A 16,814-nucleotide genomic window follows, 5' to 3' on the forward strand; every position below is an offset into this window, starting at 1 on the left:
ATCAGTTACTCCATTGGGCTCTCGGATCAAATGCCGCTTTGTCGGCGAGTTCTTGCCACAGTGCTTTGGTGGCTTCATCGCCATGGGTCGGCATGACCACTTTCAATTGGGCATACAAATCACCACGCTGGCCTTTCTTGTCGACCAGGCCGTGGCCCTTGATACGCATGCGCTGACCGCTCTGGCTGTCAGGGCGGATGGTCATCATCACCTTGCTGGTCAGGGTCGGGATCGCCACCTTGGTACCCAACGCAGCTTCCCACGGTGCCAGCGGCACGGTGATGACCAGGTCGTGACCTTCCACGTCAAACTTCGGATGCGGTGCAAAACGGATAATCAGGTACAGATCACCATTGGCCCCGCCACCCACGCCCGGGCCACCCTGGCCTTTGAGGCGGATACGCTCGCCATCGGTCACGCCGGCCGGGATCTTCACGTTCAGGGTCTTGCTGACGCCGCCAATCTGGAAGCTGATCGGCTTCGACTCGCCCGACAGGGTTTCTTCAAGAAAAATCGGCAATTCCATTTCAACATCCTGCCCACGACGACCCGCACTGCGGCCTGATTGCCCACCAAAGCCACCACCGCGCGAACCGAAGATCGAGCTGAAGAAGTCCGAGAAATCGCCCGAATCCTCGAAGCCACCACTGGAATGACCCTGCCACCCCGGCGGGCCCTGGAACGGCTGGCCATGCTGGCCGTATTTACGAATTTCATCGTATTCAGCGCGTTTATCGGCACTTTTCAGTGCTTCATACGCTTCATTGACGTCCTTGAACTTAGCCTCGGCGTCCTTTTCCTTGCTTACATCCGGGTGATATTTGCGCGCCAGCTTGCGATAGGCGGTCTTGATCGCCTTGTCGTCCGCCGTGGGCTCGACACCCAGGATCTTGTAATAGTCTTTGAAGTCCATGTAAGGATCACCATCCGTTATCAATATGGCGCTGCTGCGACCAACCAGAATGCTCCGGTTGGCCGGCCTGTCGTTTGACCGATCTCAAGAACAGCGCTGCAAAAGTTTATCGGCAGCCTACGGGCTTCACACAATCGCCTGCCAACTACCAAGCCAATGACTGGAAGTTTGGGGATGAAGGATAGTCTTTCAAGTGGATTAAAACCTGCGATTTAACGATTAGTCGTGCTTCGATTCTGTGGCGGTCTGGCATACACTGCGCGGCCGTTTTTTAACCGGAACACGAAAGACATGAAAAGCGCCTCTCCAGCACGTGCCTGCGGTATCGACTTCGGCACGTCCAACTCCACCGTCGGCTGGCTGCGTCCAGGCGTGGAAACCCTCATTGCGCTGGAGGACGACAAGATCACCCTGCCCTCAGTGGTGTTCTTCAATATGGAAGAACGCCGCCCGGTGTATGGCCGTCTGGCGCTGCATGAGTACCTGGAAGGCTACGAAGGCCGCCTGATGCGCTCGCTCAAGAGCCTGCTGGGTTCCAAGCTGATCAAACACGACACCAGCGTTCTGGGCACGGCCATGCCGTTCAAGGACTTGCTGGGGCTGTTTATCGCCCAGCTGAAAAAACGCGCCGAGGCGACCGCCGGTCGTGAATTTGAGGAAGTGGTACTGGGCCGCCCGGTGTTTTTCGTCGATGACGACCCCCTGGCCGACCAGGAAGCCGAAAACACCCTGACCGACGTGGCGCGCGCCATCGGCTTCAAGGAAGTGTCTTTCCAGTACGAGCCGATCGCGGCAGCATTCGACTACGAGTCCACCATCGAGCGCGAAGAGCTGGTGCTGATTGTCGATATCGGCGGTGGTACATCCGACTTCTCGCTGGTGCGCCTGTCACCCGAGCGCCGTGGTCTGGACAACCGTCAGGACGACATCCTGGCCACCGGCGGCGTGCACGTTGGCGGTACCGATTTCGACAAACAGCTAAGCCTGCAAGGCGTAATGCCATTGTTCGGCTACGGCGGCCGCATGAAAAGCGGCGCCTATATGCCGACCAGCCATCACATGAACCTGGCGACCTGGCACACCATCAACTCGGTGTACTCGCAAAAATCCCAGCTGTCGCTGGGCAGCATGCGCTACGACATTGAGGACACCGGCGGTATCGACCGCCTGTTCAAACTGATCGAGCAGCGTGCCGGTCACTGGCTGGCGATGGAAATCGAACAGACCAAGATCGAGCTGACCCACAACGACAGCCGTCACTTGCTGCTGGACCGCGTTGAAGCGGGTTTGAGCGTGGACCTGAGCCGGGCGATGTTTGAAGAGTCGATCGACAACCAGCTGGAGCGCATCCGCAACAGCGTGACGCAATTGCTGGGCAATGCCGGCGTGGGTGTCGAGCAGGTGGATACGGTGTTCTTCACCGGTGGTTCAAGCGGGATTCCGGCCTTGCGCCAGAGCGTCTCGGCCATGTTGCCGAATGCGCAGCATGTGGAAGGCAATATCTTCGGCAGCATCGGCAGCGGTTTGGCGATTGAGGCTAAAAAGCGTTACGGCTGATACCAAACCCTGTAGTCGCTGCCGCAGGCTGCGAAAGAGGTCCGCCAGGTTTTCGAGAAACGGGTTGCCAAGCAACCCTTCGCAGCCTGCGGCAGCGACTACAACGTGCGTTGGAGCGCCTACACCAACCCCACCTGCTTCAGTTCACTCTTCAAATACGCATAGTAGATCGGCCCTGCCACCACGCCCGGCAGGCCGAAGGCTGCTTCAAATACCAGCATCGCCAGAAGCAGCTCCCACGATTTGGCACTGATTTGCCCGCCGACGATCTTGGCATTGAGGAAGTATTCCAGCTTGTGGATAACAATCAGGTAACCCAGCGCCCCTATCGCCACCCAGATCGACAGCGACAAGCCGACGATAGTAATCAGGGTGTTGGAAATCAGGTTGCCGATTACCGGTAGCAAGCCCAGTAAAAAGGTCAGCACGATCAGGGTCTTGGTCAGCGGCAGATGCACGCCCAGCAGCGGCAGGACCACAGCCAGAAAGATCCCGGTAAACGCCGTGTTGAGCAGCGCGATCTTGATTTGCGCAAAGACGATATTGCGAAAGGCCTGGACCAGCAGGTGCAGACGCTCGAACAGTGCCGCCGACAGCGGCTTGCGCCGGCTGATATCAGGGATGCGCTGCAAGGCAATGATCGCGCCCAGCACCATGCCGATCAGCAGGGTCACGAACATATGGGCGGCATCTTTGCCCACCAGTTGCAGGTCGCTGAGGTGTTTGTTCATCCACTCGCCGATAGCGATCCGAAACTCGGCGGCGCTGGCCGGCAGGTAGCTGTCCAGAAACGGCGGTAACTGCCCGCGCGCCCGGTCGACCACCACCATGAATTTATTCAGCGAAGCGCCGGGGTTTTCCGCCTCGTGCAGTAAAAAACTGATGGCTCCGGCAAAGATCAGCGCCAACACGCTGACAATCACCGTGCCCAGCAAGGCCACCGCCAGCCAGCGCGCACGGCGCCCGGCAATCAGGCGTTGCAGTTGCGGGGTGAGCATATTGACCAGTTCGAACACCAACAACCCGGCCAGCAGGCTGGGCAACAAACGCAACGGGAAAACCAATAGCAGGCCGCCAGCAATAATGATGTAGCTGGCCAATACGATGTGACGCTGAGAAAACGATGGCATACAGCCTCAAAACTGACAGCGTGAAAGGACAAACAGTCTGCCAGCCTTCAGCTGCAAGCACTAGAATTTGTGACTGGCGGGGGGAATACCCCGACTTGTAGCCGCTGAGGAGCGAAGCGAGGCTGCGGTCGAGGACATCGTCCTCGTAAACCCGCAGGGCTCGGTATAACTGAAGAACCGGGTGGCAGTATTTACGACGACTACGTCGCCGATCGCAGCCTCGCTTCGCTCCTCAGCGACTACAGATCATTTTTTCTTCAGGCAATCGCTCATAAAGGCTTTGCGCGCATCGCCCTTGAGGGCCTGGGTGCCGGCGGTGGCATTGCAGGTTTTCATCTTGTCCTGCTGGGTAGCCGGTTTAGCCTTGAGGCAGGTACTCATAAAAGCTTTGCGCTCATCGCCCTTGAGGGTCTTGGCACTGGCGTCGGCGTTGCAGGTGGTCATTTTGTTCTGTTGGGCCGTGGCCGCAAAGCCCTGGGAACACAGGAGCAGACCGATCATCAGCAGAGGAACACGCAGCATCTTCATGGAGTTTTCTCCTTGTTTGCGCACCAACGGGCGCGCGGTTCCCTGAAGTGTAGACAAACTTTGTTACAGCACCCGCGCCTGCCGGCGATACTGCTCCGGGGTACATCCAGCCTGACGCTGGAACATTGCGATAAACGCCGAAGAGGTGCTGTAACCCAGGTCGAAGCCCACTTCCTGCACGCTGCGCGCCGACTCCAGCGCCTCGATCGCCGCCAGAAACCGCAGGCGCTGGCGCCACTCGCCAAAGCTCATGCCCAGCTCCCGCACAAATAGCCGCGCCAATGTACGTTCGCTGACATGCACCTGTTGCGCCCACTGCCCCAACGGGCGGTTATCACCCGGGGCCTGTTGCAGCGCTTCCAGCACCAGCAGCAGGCCCGGATGGCTGGCATAAGGCAAGAAGCACTGATGCACCGGTGCCTGGCGCAACTGATCGACCAGCACCTGGGCCAGCCTGATATCCGCTTCGCTGCGCGGGATATTGATATCGCGGCGGGCAAAGTCGCTGAGGATCGCCTTCAAAATATCGCTGATGGCCAGGGTGACCGGAGTGCTCGGCAAATGCTGACAGTGCACGGCATCCAGATACACCGAACGGTAAACAATCGCCTGGGCGTTGTAGGCACTGTGCTCGGTGTTGGGCGGCACCCAGAGTGCGTACTGTGGCGGGGACATAAAACGCTGCCCACCGACTTCAAAGCGCATCACGCCGTGAGCCACGTAGTCCAGCGACCCCCAGGCATGTGTATGGGGGACGGCATGGCTGTGGGCTTCGATCTCGGCATAGCGAAAGTAAACCGGCGCCGGCAAGCCATCAAATTCGGGAACGCTGATCAGATTCTTGCGCATGCTGTCTGGATTCGGAGTGAGGTTGGCTGGATCGAAGTATAGGCTTGCAGACAGACAGGCGGATAATCGCGGCTCATTAACCCTGTGGTTGTCACTGATGCAATACGCTTACCCGCTACTGGCCATTTTTATCTGGGCCGGCAATACCGTAATCAACAAATTGGCGGTAGGAGCAATCTTCCCGTCCGAGATCGGCTTTTATCGCTGGCTGCTGGCAGGCCTGCTGTTTACCCCCTTCATGCTCAAGCCGGTGATGGCCAACTGGTCAGTTATCCGCCCCAACCTGGGCAAGATTTTCATCCTGGGCGTGCTGGGCATGGCGGTCTATCAAAGCCTGGCCTACTACGCAGCCGCGCGCACCTCGGCGACCAACATGGGCATCATCCTGTCATTGATGCCGCTGATGGTACTGACCATGTCGATTATCAGCCTGGGCCAACGCCTGACCGCAGGAGCCCTGGTGGGCGCCATCCTGTCGTTTGTCGGGGTGCTGGTGGTGGTCTCCAGCGGCAGCCTTACGGCCTTGCTCGATCACGGCCTGAACCTGGGTGACGCCATGATGTTGGTCGCCACCCTGGCTTATGCGATTTACAGCACCTTGCTGAAAAAGTGGCAATTGCGCCTGCCACCGCTGCAGATGCTGTACATGCAGGTGCTGGTGGCGATTGTGGTGTTGTTTCCGCTGTATCTGGCTTCACCAAAGGTCGGGCCAACGGTGCATAACATCGGGCTGGTGCTTTACGCCTGTGTGCTGGCGTCGATGATCGCACCGCTGGCCTGGATGAAAGCCGTGGCCACGCTGGGCCCGAGCCGTACCACGCTGTTTTTCAACCTGCTGCCGTTGATTACTGCGCTGATCGCAGCTGTGGTGCTCAAAGAGCAGTTACATGCCTACCACCTGATTGGCGGGGCGCTGACTCTGGGCGGGGTGATTCTGTCGGAGCGCTGGACTACGCCGTTGCGGGCGGCGTGATTTAGCCCTTAGCCCAGCCCTCTCCCTGTCCACTTTCGATGTCCGGCTCAAGCCTTCGCAGGGAGAGGGCTAGGGTGAGGGGCTTTTGATCTACTTCACCGTCTTAGGCACTTTGCCCTGCTGCATTTGTTGCAGCAGCGGTGCGCACTGGTTGGGTTCGCCACCGCTCGGCGCAACCAACGCCAGCAGCCCTGCCGCCGGCCCTGCAATCACACCCAGCGCCACCATGCCGGCGCCGCGCAACAACAGCGGCACGGCTTGAACACCCGCTGACGGGTTGGCAAAGGTACCGCGCACGTACAGCGGCGAACGCAGCGAAAACAGGCGCAGGCCCTTGGACTCAGGCGTGATTTTCAGATCAAGCTGTTCGGTGGCCAGGTTGACCGTTCCGTCGACGTAGATAATCGCGTTCTCGGTATCGAATACAAACAAGCGGGTGCTGGCCAGCCCGTTCTTGATCCCCAGATCTGCCGCCGCACAGTTGATCTTGACGTCTTCATCGCCAAAAATTTTGCCCACAACGTAGTTGCCTACGTTCAAACCGGCAATTTCCATCAAGCTGCGGCTGATAGCGCCGTCATTGATGATCATCTTCAAATCACCATTGGCGGTACCCAGCAACTTGGCGACCGAATTGCCAGTGCCTGCAATCGTGGCATCGCCGTTGAGTTCACCAAAGCTGGTTTTCATCGGTTCAAACGTCGGGAACAGTTGCTTGAGCTTGAAGTTGCGCGCCGTCAGTTTGGCGCTGCCTTTCAAGGGTGCAGCCCGGCCGTTGAGACGAATCTGCGCATCCAGCTTGCCGCCTGCCACGCCAAAGCGCAGCGGCTCCAGGCTCAGTTCGCCATCATTGAGCACCACATGGGTGTAGAGGTCGGTGAACGGCAGCTCGGCGCTCTGCACGATACGCTTGCCGGTGAGTTCGACATCGGCGTCCATGTCGCGCCAGCGCTCGGTACGGAACTCTTCCACCGGCAGCACTTTGCCCGCGGGCTGCTTGCTCTCGCCGCCTCGGGCCTTTTGCTGGGTGTTGGAATCAGCACCGATCAAGGGCGCCAGGTCAGCCATCAGCAACTGGTTGGACACAAGCTTGCCGCTCAATTTGGGCCGCGGCTGGCTGGCCACGTATTTGAGGTCGCCGTGAATGTCACTGCTGCCGATTTTGCCGTTAAAGTTTTCATAGCTGAAGGTCGCGCCACTGGCTTCACGCAGTTTGGCGGTCAGATGGCCATCAGTGGAGTACGGCGGCGAATCCGGCAAGGTCACGCCAGTCAACGGATAAAGGTTGCTCAAGCTGGTGCCGGACAGCTTTAGGCGCAGGTCCAGAGCGCCCAGATTGAGCGGATCGGTCAAGGTCCCGGCGAGCTCGACATGGCTGTCGGCAATGCTGACCTTGGCTTGCAACGGGAAAGGCCGGGTGGCGTCCTGCAATGCCAGCAGGCCGCCAATTTTGCCGCTGCCGTTGAGTTTCTGACCGTGGTACTGACCTTTGACCTTGAGGGCGAAGGCGTAGTCCTGAGGCTTGCTGCCTTTCTCCAGGGCCTTTTTCGCGTCTACTTCGCCGACGATCTCGCTGAACGGGATGGGTTTGCCCAGCGAATCGATCAGCACGTCCAATTGGGTTTTCAGGGTCTGGTCATTGAGGGTCACATGGCCCTTGTCGAAACCGATGGCACCGATGTCCACCGTCCAGGCCGAAGGCTCGGCGTTCGGGTCCTTGGGGTCGAAAGTAAAGGTCCAGTTCGCCCGGCCATCGGCCAGTCGCTCAAGACTGGCGCTGGGTTCGGTCAGGTTGATGCGCGGAATGTCCACGGTCCGGGTCAGCAGGGCCAGCGGCGACAGGCGCAGCTCGACCTTTTTCAGGCTGGCCATTTGCGGCGTCTTGGACCACTCCGGGTTGCCCAGGGTCAGGTCATGAGCAATCACATGGGGCCACGGCACCCAGGCCCGCCAGCCGCCCTCGTCCTCTTCACGCTGCCAGCGCACGGCCAGATCACCATTAATGGCAAACGGGCGATGGAGAATCTCGGACACCTGCGTGTTGATGGTCGGCTTGATGCGGTTCCAGTCGAAGGTAGCGAGGATCACCACCAGCACGGCCACCAGCAGAACGAAAATACCGCCAGCCCAAGCAAGGGTCTTACGGGTGCGCGTCATGTCACGGCTCCTTGAATTCCACAGAACGTCCCAGTTACGACGCCATAAATGTACGACTGGCAAAGACGCCGGAAGGTTTAACCCCGGTACGGCTTTCGTATAAAAAATTTCAAGAGCCTCAGCCTAGAGCCTCCCGGCCTGAACAATCAATTCTGTTGATTATCACCATTGGCCGTATGAACTTTGATATCCGGCAGCCAAGCGTAGCATTGCCACCACACCTACCTAGTTGCATTGCTACGGAGCACACACCATGAAACGCCCAGTACTGTTTGGTCTTTCCCTTTCCCTTATGGCTTTCAACGCCTTCGCCATGCCTGCCGATGAAGAGCCGACCCCGATGGTGCAACCCGCATCGAGCACCTTGAGCCAGCCGCTCAACCCGGTTGTCGAAGACGGCGCGCAACGTACCCTGGACCAGCAAAACAGCTATGCCGAAGATGGCTACGACCGCACCCAGGGCAGCCAGTTTGTCGCCGAAGGTGGCGCTGATCGTCTGGCCGAGCGCAACAAGCATGCGAGCTAAGCCATTGGCTTGTGTGGGAGCGGGCTTGCTCGCGAAAGGATCCCCGCCGATAGCCCGATAGACCGCGTCGTCTGCATCGCGAGCAAGCCTGCCCCCACATTTGTGCAGTACACCGTTCGACGTCATCAAAGCCGATTTGCTAGAGTGCGCCGCTGTACTTGTCTGGAATACCAGCCCCGATGCTGCCTCGCGCCGAACAGAAACAACAAACCCGCCTTGCGCTGATGGATGCTGCCCGCCACTTGATGGAATCGGGTCGCGGCTTTGGCAGCCTGAGCCTGCGCGAAGTCGCAAAAACCGCAGGCATCGTGCCAACCGGGTTTTATCGCCACTTCAGCGACATGGACCAGCTGGGCCTGGCCCTGGTCAGTGAAGTCGGCCAGACCTTTCGCGAAACCATTCGCCTGGTGCGGCATAACGAACTGTTCATGGGCGGTGTGATCAACGCTTCGGTGCGTATCTTTCTCGACGTGGTAGAAGCCAACCGCTCGCAGTTCCTGTTTCTGGCCCGCGAGCAATACGGCGGCTCGCAACCAGTGCGACAGGCTATTGGCGCGCTACGCGAAGACATCACCTCGGATCTGGCGGCAGATCTTGGCTCCAAGCCAAAATTGCAGCACCTGGACCATGCCGGCCTGACCGTGATCGCCGACCTGGTGGTCAAAAGCGTGTTTGCCGCCCTGCCCGACGTGATTGATCCGCCTGCAGACTCGCTGCCCGATCATCTGCAGCCCCAGGCCAAGATCAGTCAGCAACTACGCTTTATCTTTATCGGGCTCAAGCACTGGAAAGGCCTGGGCAGTACCGAGTAATCCAGGGCGCACCTCGTTGGTGCACCATAGTGCTGATTGCGCACTTATTTAGAACGTTTTCATCTTCTTGCACCCTTTTTGGGCCTAAATTTGCGGCCTCCAATCAGGTTGGCAAGCCCCTTGCTGTGGTTGGAGTAATGTCCATTGCAGGAAGCCTTCCGATGCTGGTGATTCATCGCAGAGTCCAGTCCCACCCCGTGTGGAGCGCCGAGTTACACCTGAACTTCGAAGCACGGAGCAAAAGCCGCCTGCGTTGTTTCAGCAGCAGCGGCGAAGACGTCGGCCTGTTCCTTGAACGCGGCCAGCCCCCCTTGCATGACGGCGAATGCCTGCAAGCCCAGGACGGACGTATCGTGCGGGTCTGCGCCAGCCCCGAAAAGCTCCTGCATGTCACCTGTTGCAACGCCTTTGAGCTGACCCGCGCGGCCTATCACCTGGGTAACCGCCACGTGGCCCTGCAAGTGGGTGATGGCTGGTTGCGCCTGCTCGATGACTACGTGCTCAAGGCCATGCTGGAGCAACTGGGCGCATTCACCGAGGCCATCGAAGCGCCATTTCAGCCCGAGCACGGTGCCTATGGCGGTGGCCATCATCACTCGCGCGCAGGCGAGGAAGACTTCAACTACGCCCCGAAGCTGCATCAATTTGGTGTGCGCTTGTGAATCCGGCCTGGGCGCTGTTGCGCCTGGCCAGCCCGCAGCTGCCCATTGGCGGCTACAGCTACTCACAAGGGCTGGAGATGGCTGTCGACAATGGTCGCGTGGCTGACCCGGCCACGGCTGCGCGCTGGATTCGCGATCAACTGCTGCTCAACCTCGCTCGTTTCGAAGCGCCCTTGTTGCTCGCCCACTGTCAGGCCGCCGCGGATCAGGACTGGAACGCCTTGCAGCGGTTGTGTGACGAACATCGCGCCAGCCGTGAAACCCGCGAGCTGCATCAGGAAAGCCGGCAAATGGGCTACTCCCTGCAACAGTTGCTCACCGGCTTACCGGAACTGGACGAGCCCGCTCGCCTGTTTCTCGCACAACAATTCGAGCCCCATCTGGCGCTGGGCTGGGCATTGGCCGCCCGCGCCTGGGGCATCGACCCGCAGGACGCACTGGCCGCCTGGCTCTGGAGCTGGCTGGAAAACCAATTGGCAGTGCTGATGAAAACCCTGCCCCTGGGCCAGCAAGCGGCCCAACGCATGACCAGCGAGTTATCGCCCGCCTTGCAGCAGGCCCAGCAACATGCCAGCACCCTTAACTTATCCCACATTGGCAGTGCCGCTTTCGGCCTGTCTTTGGCGAGCATGGCCCACGAGCGCCAGTACAGCCGCCTGTTTCGTTCCTAGGAGTAAGCAATGAACACACAGCCTTTGCGTGTTGGCATCGGTGGCCCGGTGGGCTCCGGCAAAACTGCGCTCACCCTGGCCCTGTGCCTGGCGCTGCGGGAAAAGTACAACCTGGCCGTCGTCACCAACGATATTTACACCCGTGAAGATGCCGATTTTCTGGTGCGCAACGAAGCACTGGCACCGGAGCGGATCATTGGCGTGGAAACCGGCGGCTGCCCGCACACGGCGATTCGCGAAGATGCCTCGATCAACCTGGAAGCGGTGGACCAGTTGAACCGTCGTTTTCCGGGGCTGGACCTGATTCTGGTGGAATCGGGTGGGGATAACTTGTCGGCCACTTTCAGCCCGGAGCTGTCCGACCTGACGATCTACGTGATCGACGTGTCCGCCGGGGACAAGTTACCGCGCAAGGGCGGACCGGGGATCTGCAAATCAGATCTGCTGGTGATCAACAAAATCGACCTTGCGCCACTGGTGGGCGCATCGCTGGAACTAATGGACAGCGACACCAAACGCATGCGCGGTGAAAAATCCTTTGTGTTCAGCAACCAGAAGACCGGACATGGCCTGGACACCATCGTGGCGTTTATTGAAAAGCAGGGGCTGCTGGTCCAGTAACGATCAATCATCTGTGGGTGTATCATGTCGCGCAATCGCCCCAGCCGTGACGACACCCACCGATGCCTGATGTAGCCAGCTCCGACTTCCCGCTTGAACTGACCGCCCAATTTGCGGCAGTACAGCAGCATTTTCGCCAGGTCATCGTGCCCCTCTGGCAAGGCCCCGGCTGGAATGCCGAACTGGCGCTGCCCTATGAGGCCTTGAGCCCCGCGCATCAACCACTACCACCCCAGCGCTACCGGGCAATGGCCTGCGCGCGTCAGCTTTACCTGTTCGCCAGCCTGATCGACGACCCGGCGTTCCCCGGCGCCGCCGAACGCGCCGCTGAACTGTTCCGCTCGCTGCACCAGCACTTTCATGACGCCGAACACGGTGGCTGGTTCTACAGCATCGGCCCCGATGGCGCGCCGCTGGATCAACGCAAAGACCTCTACACCCACGCCTTCATCATCTTTGCCTGCGCCCATTACTGGGCCAAAGTGCGCGAGCCACTGGTGGCCTCGGCGCTCAATGGCGCGCTGGAAGTGGTGGCTGACCGTTTCAGTGATGGCAACGGCTTGTATGAAGCCAGCCTGGAGCGCAATTGGTCGTCCCTGGGTAGCGGCCCGCTGCAAAACCCGTTGATGCACTTGGCCGAGGCGTTCCTGGCTACTTTGTCGGTACGTGACGATGCGCCGGTGCAGGCGGCCTTGCTGGCCCTGGCCGAGGGTATGCAGCAGCGCTTTATCGAGCCTGTGCATAACGTCATGCTGGAAAAACCGCTTGGAGCTGTGGATAACTGGTTTGAACCGGGGCATCAGTTCGAATGGTTCTTTTTGCTGGAGTCTTCGCCACTGCTGCGCCAGACGCCGTTGCACGGTTCACTGGAGCGGGCGTTCGGGTTTGCCGAGCAGGTGGGCGTAGACCCGCAAAGCGGTGCGGTGTGCGGCATGCTGGCCGCCGATGGCAGCCTGCGCGATGGCACCCAGCGCATCTGGGCCCAAGCTGAATACTTGCGTGCCCTGACCTTGCGCCCGAACAGCCAGGCGCAAGTGCAACGCCAATTGCTGGCGTTGCAGCAGCGCTTTTTGCATGCCGGTGGCTGGTATGAATGCCGTGATGGTGCGGGCAAAGTCAGCCGCGAAGATATGCCGTCGACCACGCCTTATCACCTGGCGACGTGCTACAGCGGGTTGGCGCAGTACTTCAATAACTGACACCTCCTCCTGTGGGAGCGGGCTTGCTCGCGATGGTATCAGCGCGGTTCGCCTGTAGAACCGCGGCGCCTGAATCGCGAGCAAGCCCGCTCCCACAAAAAGTCACTGGCCTTGAGTTACGCAATCCACTTACGATCACCGGTAAAGCTGATGGTCAACCAACGCGCACTGTCCGCTGCACCCAGCAACCCAGAGATCTCTTCGCGCAGCGCATCAAGGGTCTTCACGCTGCTCAGTGGATAACCCGCCGGCAACACGATATGAATCTCGATAAAACGTGCCCGCCCGTGCTTTTGCACATAGGTTTTGTACCCTTCAAAACCATGCCGCGCCGACATTTCTTCCAGCACATCACGCACCTTGTCATCCAGCGCATCCGGGACTATCCCGAGCACATCACGCAAGGCCGGTTTGAGAATCTTGAATGCCGGAGCAAGCATGCTCAGGGCCAGCAAAATCAGGATCGCCGGGTCAACATAAGCCGCCCACTGTGCATAACCCTGCTGCTTCAACAGCAACGCCGTGATGAAACTTATCAACAGCCCCACCGACAACATGGCGTCCACCAGCCAGCTGACGTTGTCGAACTGGATCAAGGTTGATTTGAGCTTGCGGTTCTTGCGCCTTACCCAGAAGTAGTAGGCAAATTCAACAACGGTAAACACCGCTGCGTAGACGATCACCAGCCCCAATTCGATATCGCGCCCACCATTGATGATGCCGAACACGCCATTGAGAAAGGCGTAGATCGCAATCAACAACAGGAAGCTGCCTTCAATCAGCAGCACCATCGGCTCAAGGTGCCAGAAACCGAACTGGAAGCGCTGGTTGCTTTCCTTGGCGATCAACTGCGCCGTGATCAGCATCAGCACTTTGATGAAAGTCGCGATCAAAGAGAAAAAACCATCGAACATGATGGATTCGGAACCCGAAATAAAACCCGTCACGATGCCGGCAATGGCTACCGCGAACATTAGAACGGTCGATTGTTTGAGCAGTTGCTGCTCACCACGGTTACTCACAAAAACTCCTTTTCAGCCCCATTGAAAGCGACCCCCTCAGGAGGTCGCAGGTGGGCTGCCAGGGGTGAGTTTACTCCTTGGCCGGGGGTTCGCTGGGGAAAACCGCTGCCTTGACAGGTTCACGGTTGTCGGGGGCATGCTGGTGATGGCGCCATATAGCGTCAAACAGAGCTTCCAGGTTTCGGGTGAACGCTACGGTGTCGAACAGTGGCGAACTCAACCGGGCCCGTTCCAGTCGCTGGCGCAACTCTGCACGGCGCTCAGGCGAACTGGCCAGTGTCCGCACTTTTGCAACGTAATCCTCGTCATCGACCGCCACCAGGTCATCAAAGCCATGGGTGTGCAACAAACTGGCGGCAACCCGGCTGGCAAATGTCTCACCTGACCGGGTCAGCAATGGTACTCCGGCCCAAAGGACATCGCTGGCCGTGGTGTGGGAAGTACAGGGGAAGCTGTCCAGCGCAATATCGGCCAAGCCAAGGCGCGCCAGATGCAGGTCCTGTCTGAGCCGTGGAGCAAAGATCAGGCGTTCAGCGGATATGCTTCGGCGCTGGACTTCGGCAATGACGTTGGTGCGGGCACTGTCATCTTCGGGATCGAGCAACCAAAGCAAACTGCCAGGCACCTCCCTCAAAAGCCGGCACCAGAGATCCAGTTGCCGCGGGTTTAGTTTGAGTAACTGGTTAAAGCTGCAAAACACCAGACCGGTTTCCGGCAAGCCCGCATCACGGCGGCTATCCAGTTTGCCTTGGGCACGATGACGATCATTGGGTTGGTAGCAGTCGGGCAATAACGCCAGAGTCTCGCTGTAATGGCCGGCATGCTCTGGCGGCGTTACTACCGGGTCTCCCAACAGGTAATCAGCCAACCCTGGATGCCCCAGACTGCCCGGGTAGCCCAGCCAACTGACAATGACCGGGGCGGGGCGACGGGCACTGATACCCAGTCGCGCACCGGTGGTGAAGCCTTTGAGGTCGACCAGTATATGCAGACGCTGCCCGGCAATCAGCTGTGCGGCGCCCTCGTCGCTCAGCTCGCTCAGATCATGTCGGGGCAGCCCCGTGGCGGCCAGCCGACACGTGTAGACGTCATCCCGCACGGGACTGATATCGAACAACTGTACATCCACCCGCGCAGGGTCATGGCGCTCCAGCACGCCCATCAGCAGATGCAGGGTAGCGTGATCGTAAAAGTCGCAGGACAAGTAACCGATGCGCAGCCGCCCCTCTTGTACGGGCTCCTGCGCCAGGGGAGTGCGCGTCAGATACTTGCCCCAGAAGTGCTCGGCATAGCGGCGCCCGGCTTCAAGATGCAGGCGTGGACTCAGACCAGGCAGCAAAATAAGCCCCCAGGGGCTGGGGTGATACTGTGAGTCCTGGTTGAAACGCTTCAACAAGGCCTCATCCACCGTCGCAAGTTCACTCCAGTCGCAGAGGGTGCGCAGCATGCGCTGTAGACCATTCCACTGGTGTGCCCGTTTGTACTCCCGGGCAGCTTCGACAAAGCGCTTGCGGTTCTCCAGCGCCTGGCCCAGCGCCCCTCCGATGGGCGCGGAGTTCGGGAACCGGGCGACCGCCTGCTGCAAAATCTGGATAGCCTCTTCGCTTCTACGCAGATCACACAGCAAGTTGCCCAAGCTCAGGTAAGCGAGGCTGTAAGCGGGGTTTTTATCAATGGCCTGCCGATAAAGCGCTTCGGCTTCAGCGAAACGTGCCTGGAGCTTCAAAATATTGCCCAGGTTATTGGCAGCCTGAGGGTTATCAGGCTGCAACAACAGGCACTGACGAAAGGCCGTCCCGGCATCATCCTCGTTGCCCAGTTGCTGCCGGGCCAAGGCGAGATTTAGCCAGTAGGCGCCATCTGTTCTGCGCAGCATCAACGCGCTGAGGATCAATTGCTGCGCTTGCTCGGCCTTGCCCTTCATCAGACAGGCCACGCCGCACAAATGCAGCACCTCGGGGTTGCGCGGGTGCTTCTTGAGAGCCTTTCTCGCCAGAAGCTCACCCAGCACCGCATTGCCACAGCCCAGCGCGCTGACTATCGGTTGCACATCAAACACGGTGGACGCTTTTTTGCTCATGACCTTCCGATCCGGATCATCAGGACTGCCTTATCAGAATAGGCGCCAGTGCGCGCCCCTGCCCCGGATTTATTCTTTGGCGTGACGTTCGATGGCAAAACCGCTCCAGGACTGCGTGACAGGCATCAGCTCAAGGCGGTTGATGTTGATGTGGGCCGGGGTGTTGAGCACCCAGAAAATGGTCTCGGCGATGTCCTGGGGCTGAATCGGCTCAGCACCCTGGTAGGTCGCATCGTAACGGGCCTTGTCGCCACCAAAGCGCACCATCGAGAACTCGCTCTCGCACAGGCCCGGCTCAACGTTGCTGACGCGCACCCCGGTGCCCTGCAAGTCGCAGCGCAGGTTCAGGGAGAACTGTTTTACAAATGCCTTGGTACCGCCATACACATGGCTGCCCGGGTATGGATAACTACCCGCGATGGAACCCAGGTTAACGATCCCGGCACCGCGGCCGTAGGCAATCAGCCGTGGCAACAGCAGACGGGTGGTATAGAGCAGGCCTTTGATATTGGTATCGACCATGGTTTCCCAGTCGTCGAGGTCGCACTTGGGCGCTGGATCAGTGCCAAGCGCCAGGCCAGCATTGTTGATCAGGCCACGCAGCTTGCTGAACGAAGGCGGCAAACCGGCAATCGCCGCTTCCATTGCCGCACGATCGCGCACGTCCACCACCAGACCCTGTACTTCAGTCTGCTTGGACAACTCTTCGCACAGTGCTTTCAAACGATCTTCGCGTCGACCCGTCAGCACCAGTTTCCAGCCTGCCTGTGCAAACTTGCGCGCACATGCTTCACCAAATCCGGAAGTCGCGCCCGTAATAAACAGGGTGGAAGTCATCGTGTTCTCCTTGGCTGGCGGGCATCGGCCGCCGTTGAATTGGACGTTGAGCAGAATGCCCCGCCTCGCGTTCAGCAGCAACCTGCGGTGTTTTCAACAACAGACCTGTACAAAAAACAACCAATCGCCTGCAAGCCACGACACATAAGGGCTTGAGCCATATGCACTCACCTTATCCACAGGCCCGTCCACAGTCTTTGGGTGTAAGTCGAAAGTGTTCAAAGCCACGAGCTACAAGGGGTTGAAGCCACACCACAGTGTTTTTAACTTGACCGCG

At 59.1% G+C, this 16,814-nt stretch carries 16 protein-coding genes; 8 read left to right on the plus strand and 8 right to left on the minus strand.

Going from position 1 to position 16,814, the window contains the following annotated elements; all coding sequences use genetic code 11:
- Position 1: 1 nt before the first annotated feature.
- Positions 2-913: a curved DNA-binding protein gene (gene cbpA / locus CJU81_RS00520; RefSeq protein WP_016783348.1), complete on the minus strand. Its 912-nt coding sequence runs from the start codon at positions 911-913 to the stop codon at positions 2-4.
- A gap of 291 nt (positions 914-1,204) precedes the next feature.
- Here cbpA and CJU81_RS00525 point away from each other — a divergent pair, with 291 nt between their 5' ends.
- The gene (locus tag CJU81_RS00525; protein ID WP_095035090.1) at positions 1,205-2,470 is read left to right on the plus strand and encodes an Hsp70 family protein; all 1,266 of its coding nucleotides are present in this window, start codon (positions 1,205-1,207) and stop codon (positions 2,468-2,470) included.
- A 119-nt stretch (positions 2,471-2,589) separates the two neighbouring features.
- Here CJU81_RS00525 and CJU81_RS00530 read toward each other — a convergent pair whose 3' ends face one another.
- From CJU81_RS00530 to CJU81_RS00540, 3 genes are all read right to left on the minus strand, one after another.
- Positions 2,590-3,600 carry an AI-2E family transporter gene (locus tag CJU81_RS00530; RefSeq protein WP_095030477.1) on the minus strand — a complete coding sequence of 337 codons (1,011 nt, stop codon included), beginning with the start codon at positions 3,598-3,600 and terminating at the stop codon, positions 2,590-2,592.
- Between the two features lie 246 nt (positions 3,601-3,846).
- On the minus strand, positions 3,847-4,128 hold the full coding sequence (locus tag CJU81_RS00535) for a PsiF family protein (RefSeq protein ID WP_016783345.1): 282 nt from the start codon (positions 4,126-4,128) through the stop codon (positions 3,847-3,849).
- Between the two features lie 63 nt (positions 4,129-4,191).
- Entirely contained in the window at positions 4,192-4,977 is a 786-nt protein-coding gene (locus CJU81_RS00540) for an AraC family transcriptional regulator (RefSeq protein ID WP_095035091.1), read from the minus strand.
- Between the two features lie 97 nt (positions 4,978-5,074).
- Between CJU81_RS00540 and CJU81_RS00545 the strand changes: the two genes are divergently transcribed.
- On the plus strand, positions 5,075-5,950 hold the full coding sequence (locus tag CJU81_RS00545; RefSeq protein ID WP_095035092.1) for a DMT family transporter: 876 nt from the start codon (positions 5,075-5,077) through the stop codon (positions 5,948-5,950).
- Positions 5,951-6,040: 90 nt separating this feature from the next.
- Here CJU81_RS00545 and CJU81_RS00550 read toward each other — a convergent pair whose 3' ends face one another.
- Positions 6,041-8,107 carry an AsmA family protein gene (locus CJU81_RS00550; protein ID WP_095035093.1) on the minus strand — a complete coding sequence of 689 codons (2,067 nt, stop codon included), beginning with the start codon at positions 8,105-8,107 and terminating at the stop codon, positions 6,041-6,043.
- A 253-nt stretch (positions 8,108-8,360) separates the two neighbouring features.
- On the opposite strand from CJU81_RS00550, the gene CJU81_RS00555 reads away from it, so the two are divergent.
- The 6 genes from CJU81_RS00555 (at position 8,361) to CJU81_RS00580 (ending at position 12,598) form a co-directional block, all read left to right on the plus strand.
- Positions 8,361-8,633, plus strand: a complete 273-nt coding sequence (locus tag CJU81_RS00555; RefSeq protein ID WP_095035094.1) for a hypothetical protein — start codon at positions 8,361-8,363, stop codon at positions 8,631-8,633.
- A gap of 179 nt (positions 8,634-8,812) precedes the next feature.
- Complete coding sequence (locus CJU81_RS00560) at positions 8,813-9,445, plus strand: TetR family transcriptional regulator (protein ID WP_095035095.1); 633 nt, start codon at positions 8,813-8,815, stop codon at positions 9,443-9,445.
- A 161-nt stretch (positions 9,446-9,606) separates the two neighbouring features.
- Positions 9,607-10,107, plus strand: a complete 501-nt coding sequence (gene ureE, locus CJU81_RS00565) for an urease accessory protein UreE (RefSeq protein ID WP_095035096.1) — start codon at positions 9,607-9,609, stop codon at positions 10,105-10,107.
- Positions 10,104-10,778, plus strand: coding sequence for an urease accessory protein UreF (locus tag CJU81_RS00570; RefSeq protein WP_095035097.1), 675 nt, complete (start codon positions 10,104-10,106; stop codon positions 10,776-10,778). The genes ureE and CJU81_RS00570 overlap by 4 nt, the downstream gene beginning before the upstream one ends.
- A gap of 9 nt (positions 10,779-10,787) precedes the next feature.
- Positions 10,788-11,399, plus strand: a complete 612-nt coding sequence (ureG, locus tag CJU81_RS00575) for an urease accessory protein UreG (protein WP_095035098.1) — start codon at positions 10,788-10,790, stop codon at positions 11,397-11,399.
- 62 nt (positions 11,400-11,461) lie between these two features.
- A complete protein-coding gene (locus tag CJU81_RS00580) occupies positions 11,462-12,598 on the plus strand; it encodes an AGE family epimerase/isomerase (RefSeq protein ID WP_095035099.1) in 1,137 nt (378 codons plus the stop codon).
- A 116-nt stretch (positions 12,599-12,714) separates the two neighbouring features.
- Here the strand turns inward: CJU81_RS00580 and CJU81_RS00585 are convergent, their stop codons facing one another.
- From CJU81_RS00585 to CJU81_RS00595, 3 genes are all read right to left on the minus strand, one after another.
- On the minus strand, positions 12,715-13,620 hold the full coding sequence (locus CJU81_RS00585; RefSeq protein ID WP_095035100.1) for a cation diffusion facilitator family transporter: 906 nt from the start codon (positions 13,618-13,620) through the stop codon (positions 12,715-12,717).
- A 70-nt stretch (positions 13,621-13,690) separates the two neighbouring features.
- Positions 13,691-15,700, minus strand: a complete 2,010-nt coding sequence (locus CJU81_RS00590) for an O-linked N-acetylglucosamine transferase, SPINDLY family protein (protein WP_095035101.1) — start codon at positions 15,698-15,700, stop codon at positions 13,691-13,693.
- Positions 15,701-15,769: 69 nt separating this feature from the next.
- Positions 15,770-16,537: an SDR family oxidoreductase gene (locus CJU81_RS00595; protein WP_095035102.1), complete on the minus strand. Its 768-nt coding sequence runs from the start codon at positions 16,535-16,537 to the stop codon at positions 15,770-15,772.
- Positions 16,538-16,814: the final 277 nt, after the last annotated feature.

It is taken from the genome of Pseudomonas fragi (assembly GCF_002269505.1).
Classification (GTDB): Bacteria; Pseudomonadota; Gammaproteobacteria; order Pseudomonadales; family Pseudomonadaceae; genus Aquipseudomonas; species Aquipseudomonas fragi_D.

Bases quoted from the DNA above. Each gene is read 5' to 3' on its own strand.
- cbpA (WP_016783348.1), bottom strand. From the start codon at position 913: ATGGACTTCAAAGACTATTACAAGATCCTGGGTGTCGAGCCCACGGCG.
- CJU81_RS00525 (WP_095035090.1), top strand. From the start codon at position 1,205: ATGAAAAGCGCCTCTCCAGCACGTGCCTGCGGTATCGACTTCGGCACG.
- CJU81_RS00530 (WP_095030477.1), bottom strand. From the start codon at position 3,600: ATGCCATCGTTTTCTCAGCGTCACATCGTATTGGCCAGCTACATCATT.
- CJU81_RS00535 (WP_016783345.1), bottom strand. From the start codon at position 4,128: ATGAAGATGCTGCGTGTTCCTCTGCTGATGATCGGTCTGCTCCTGTGT.
- CJU81_RS00540 (WP_095035091.1), bottom strand. From the start codon at position 4,977: ATGCGCAAGAATCTGATCAGCGTTCCCGAATTTGATGGCTTGCCGGCG.
- CJU81_RS00545 (WP_095035092.1), top strand. From the start codon at position 5,075: ATGCAATACGCTTACCCGCTACTGGCCATTTTTATCTGGGCCGGCAAT.
- CJU81_RS00550 (WP_095035093.1), bottom strand. From the start codon at position 8,107: ATGACGCGCACCCGTAAGACCCTTGCTTGGGCTGGCGGTATTTTCGTT.
- CJU81_RS00555 (WP_095035094.1), top strand. From the start codon at position 8,361: ATGAAACGCCCAGTACTGTTTGGTCTTTCCCTTTCCCTTATGGCTTTC.
- CJU81_RS00560 (WP_095035095.1), top strand. From the start codon at position 8,813: ATGCTGCCTCGCGCCGAACAGAAACAACAAACCCGCCTTGCGCTGATG.
- ureE (WP_095035096.1), top strand. From the start codon at position 9,607: ATGCTGGTGATTCATCGCAGAGTCCAGTCCCACCCCGTGTGGAGCGCC.
- ureG (WP_095035098.1), top strand. From the start codon at position 10,788: ATGAACACACAGCCTTTGCGTGTTGGCATCGGTGGCCCGGTGGGCTCC.
- CJU81_RS00580 (WP_095035099.1), top strand. From the start codon at position 11,462: ATGCCTGATGTAGCCAGCTCCGACTTCCCGCTTGAACTGACCGCCCAA.
- CJU81_RS00590 (WP_095035101.1), bottom strand. From the start codon at position 15,700: ATGAGCAAAAAAGCGTCCACCGTGTTTGATGTGCAACCGATAGTCAGC.
- CJU81_RS00595 (WP_095035102.1), bottom strand. From the start codon at position 16,537: ATGACTTCCACCCTGTTTATTACGGGCGCGACTTCCGGATTTGGTGAA.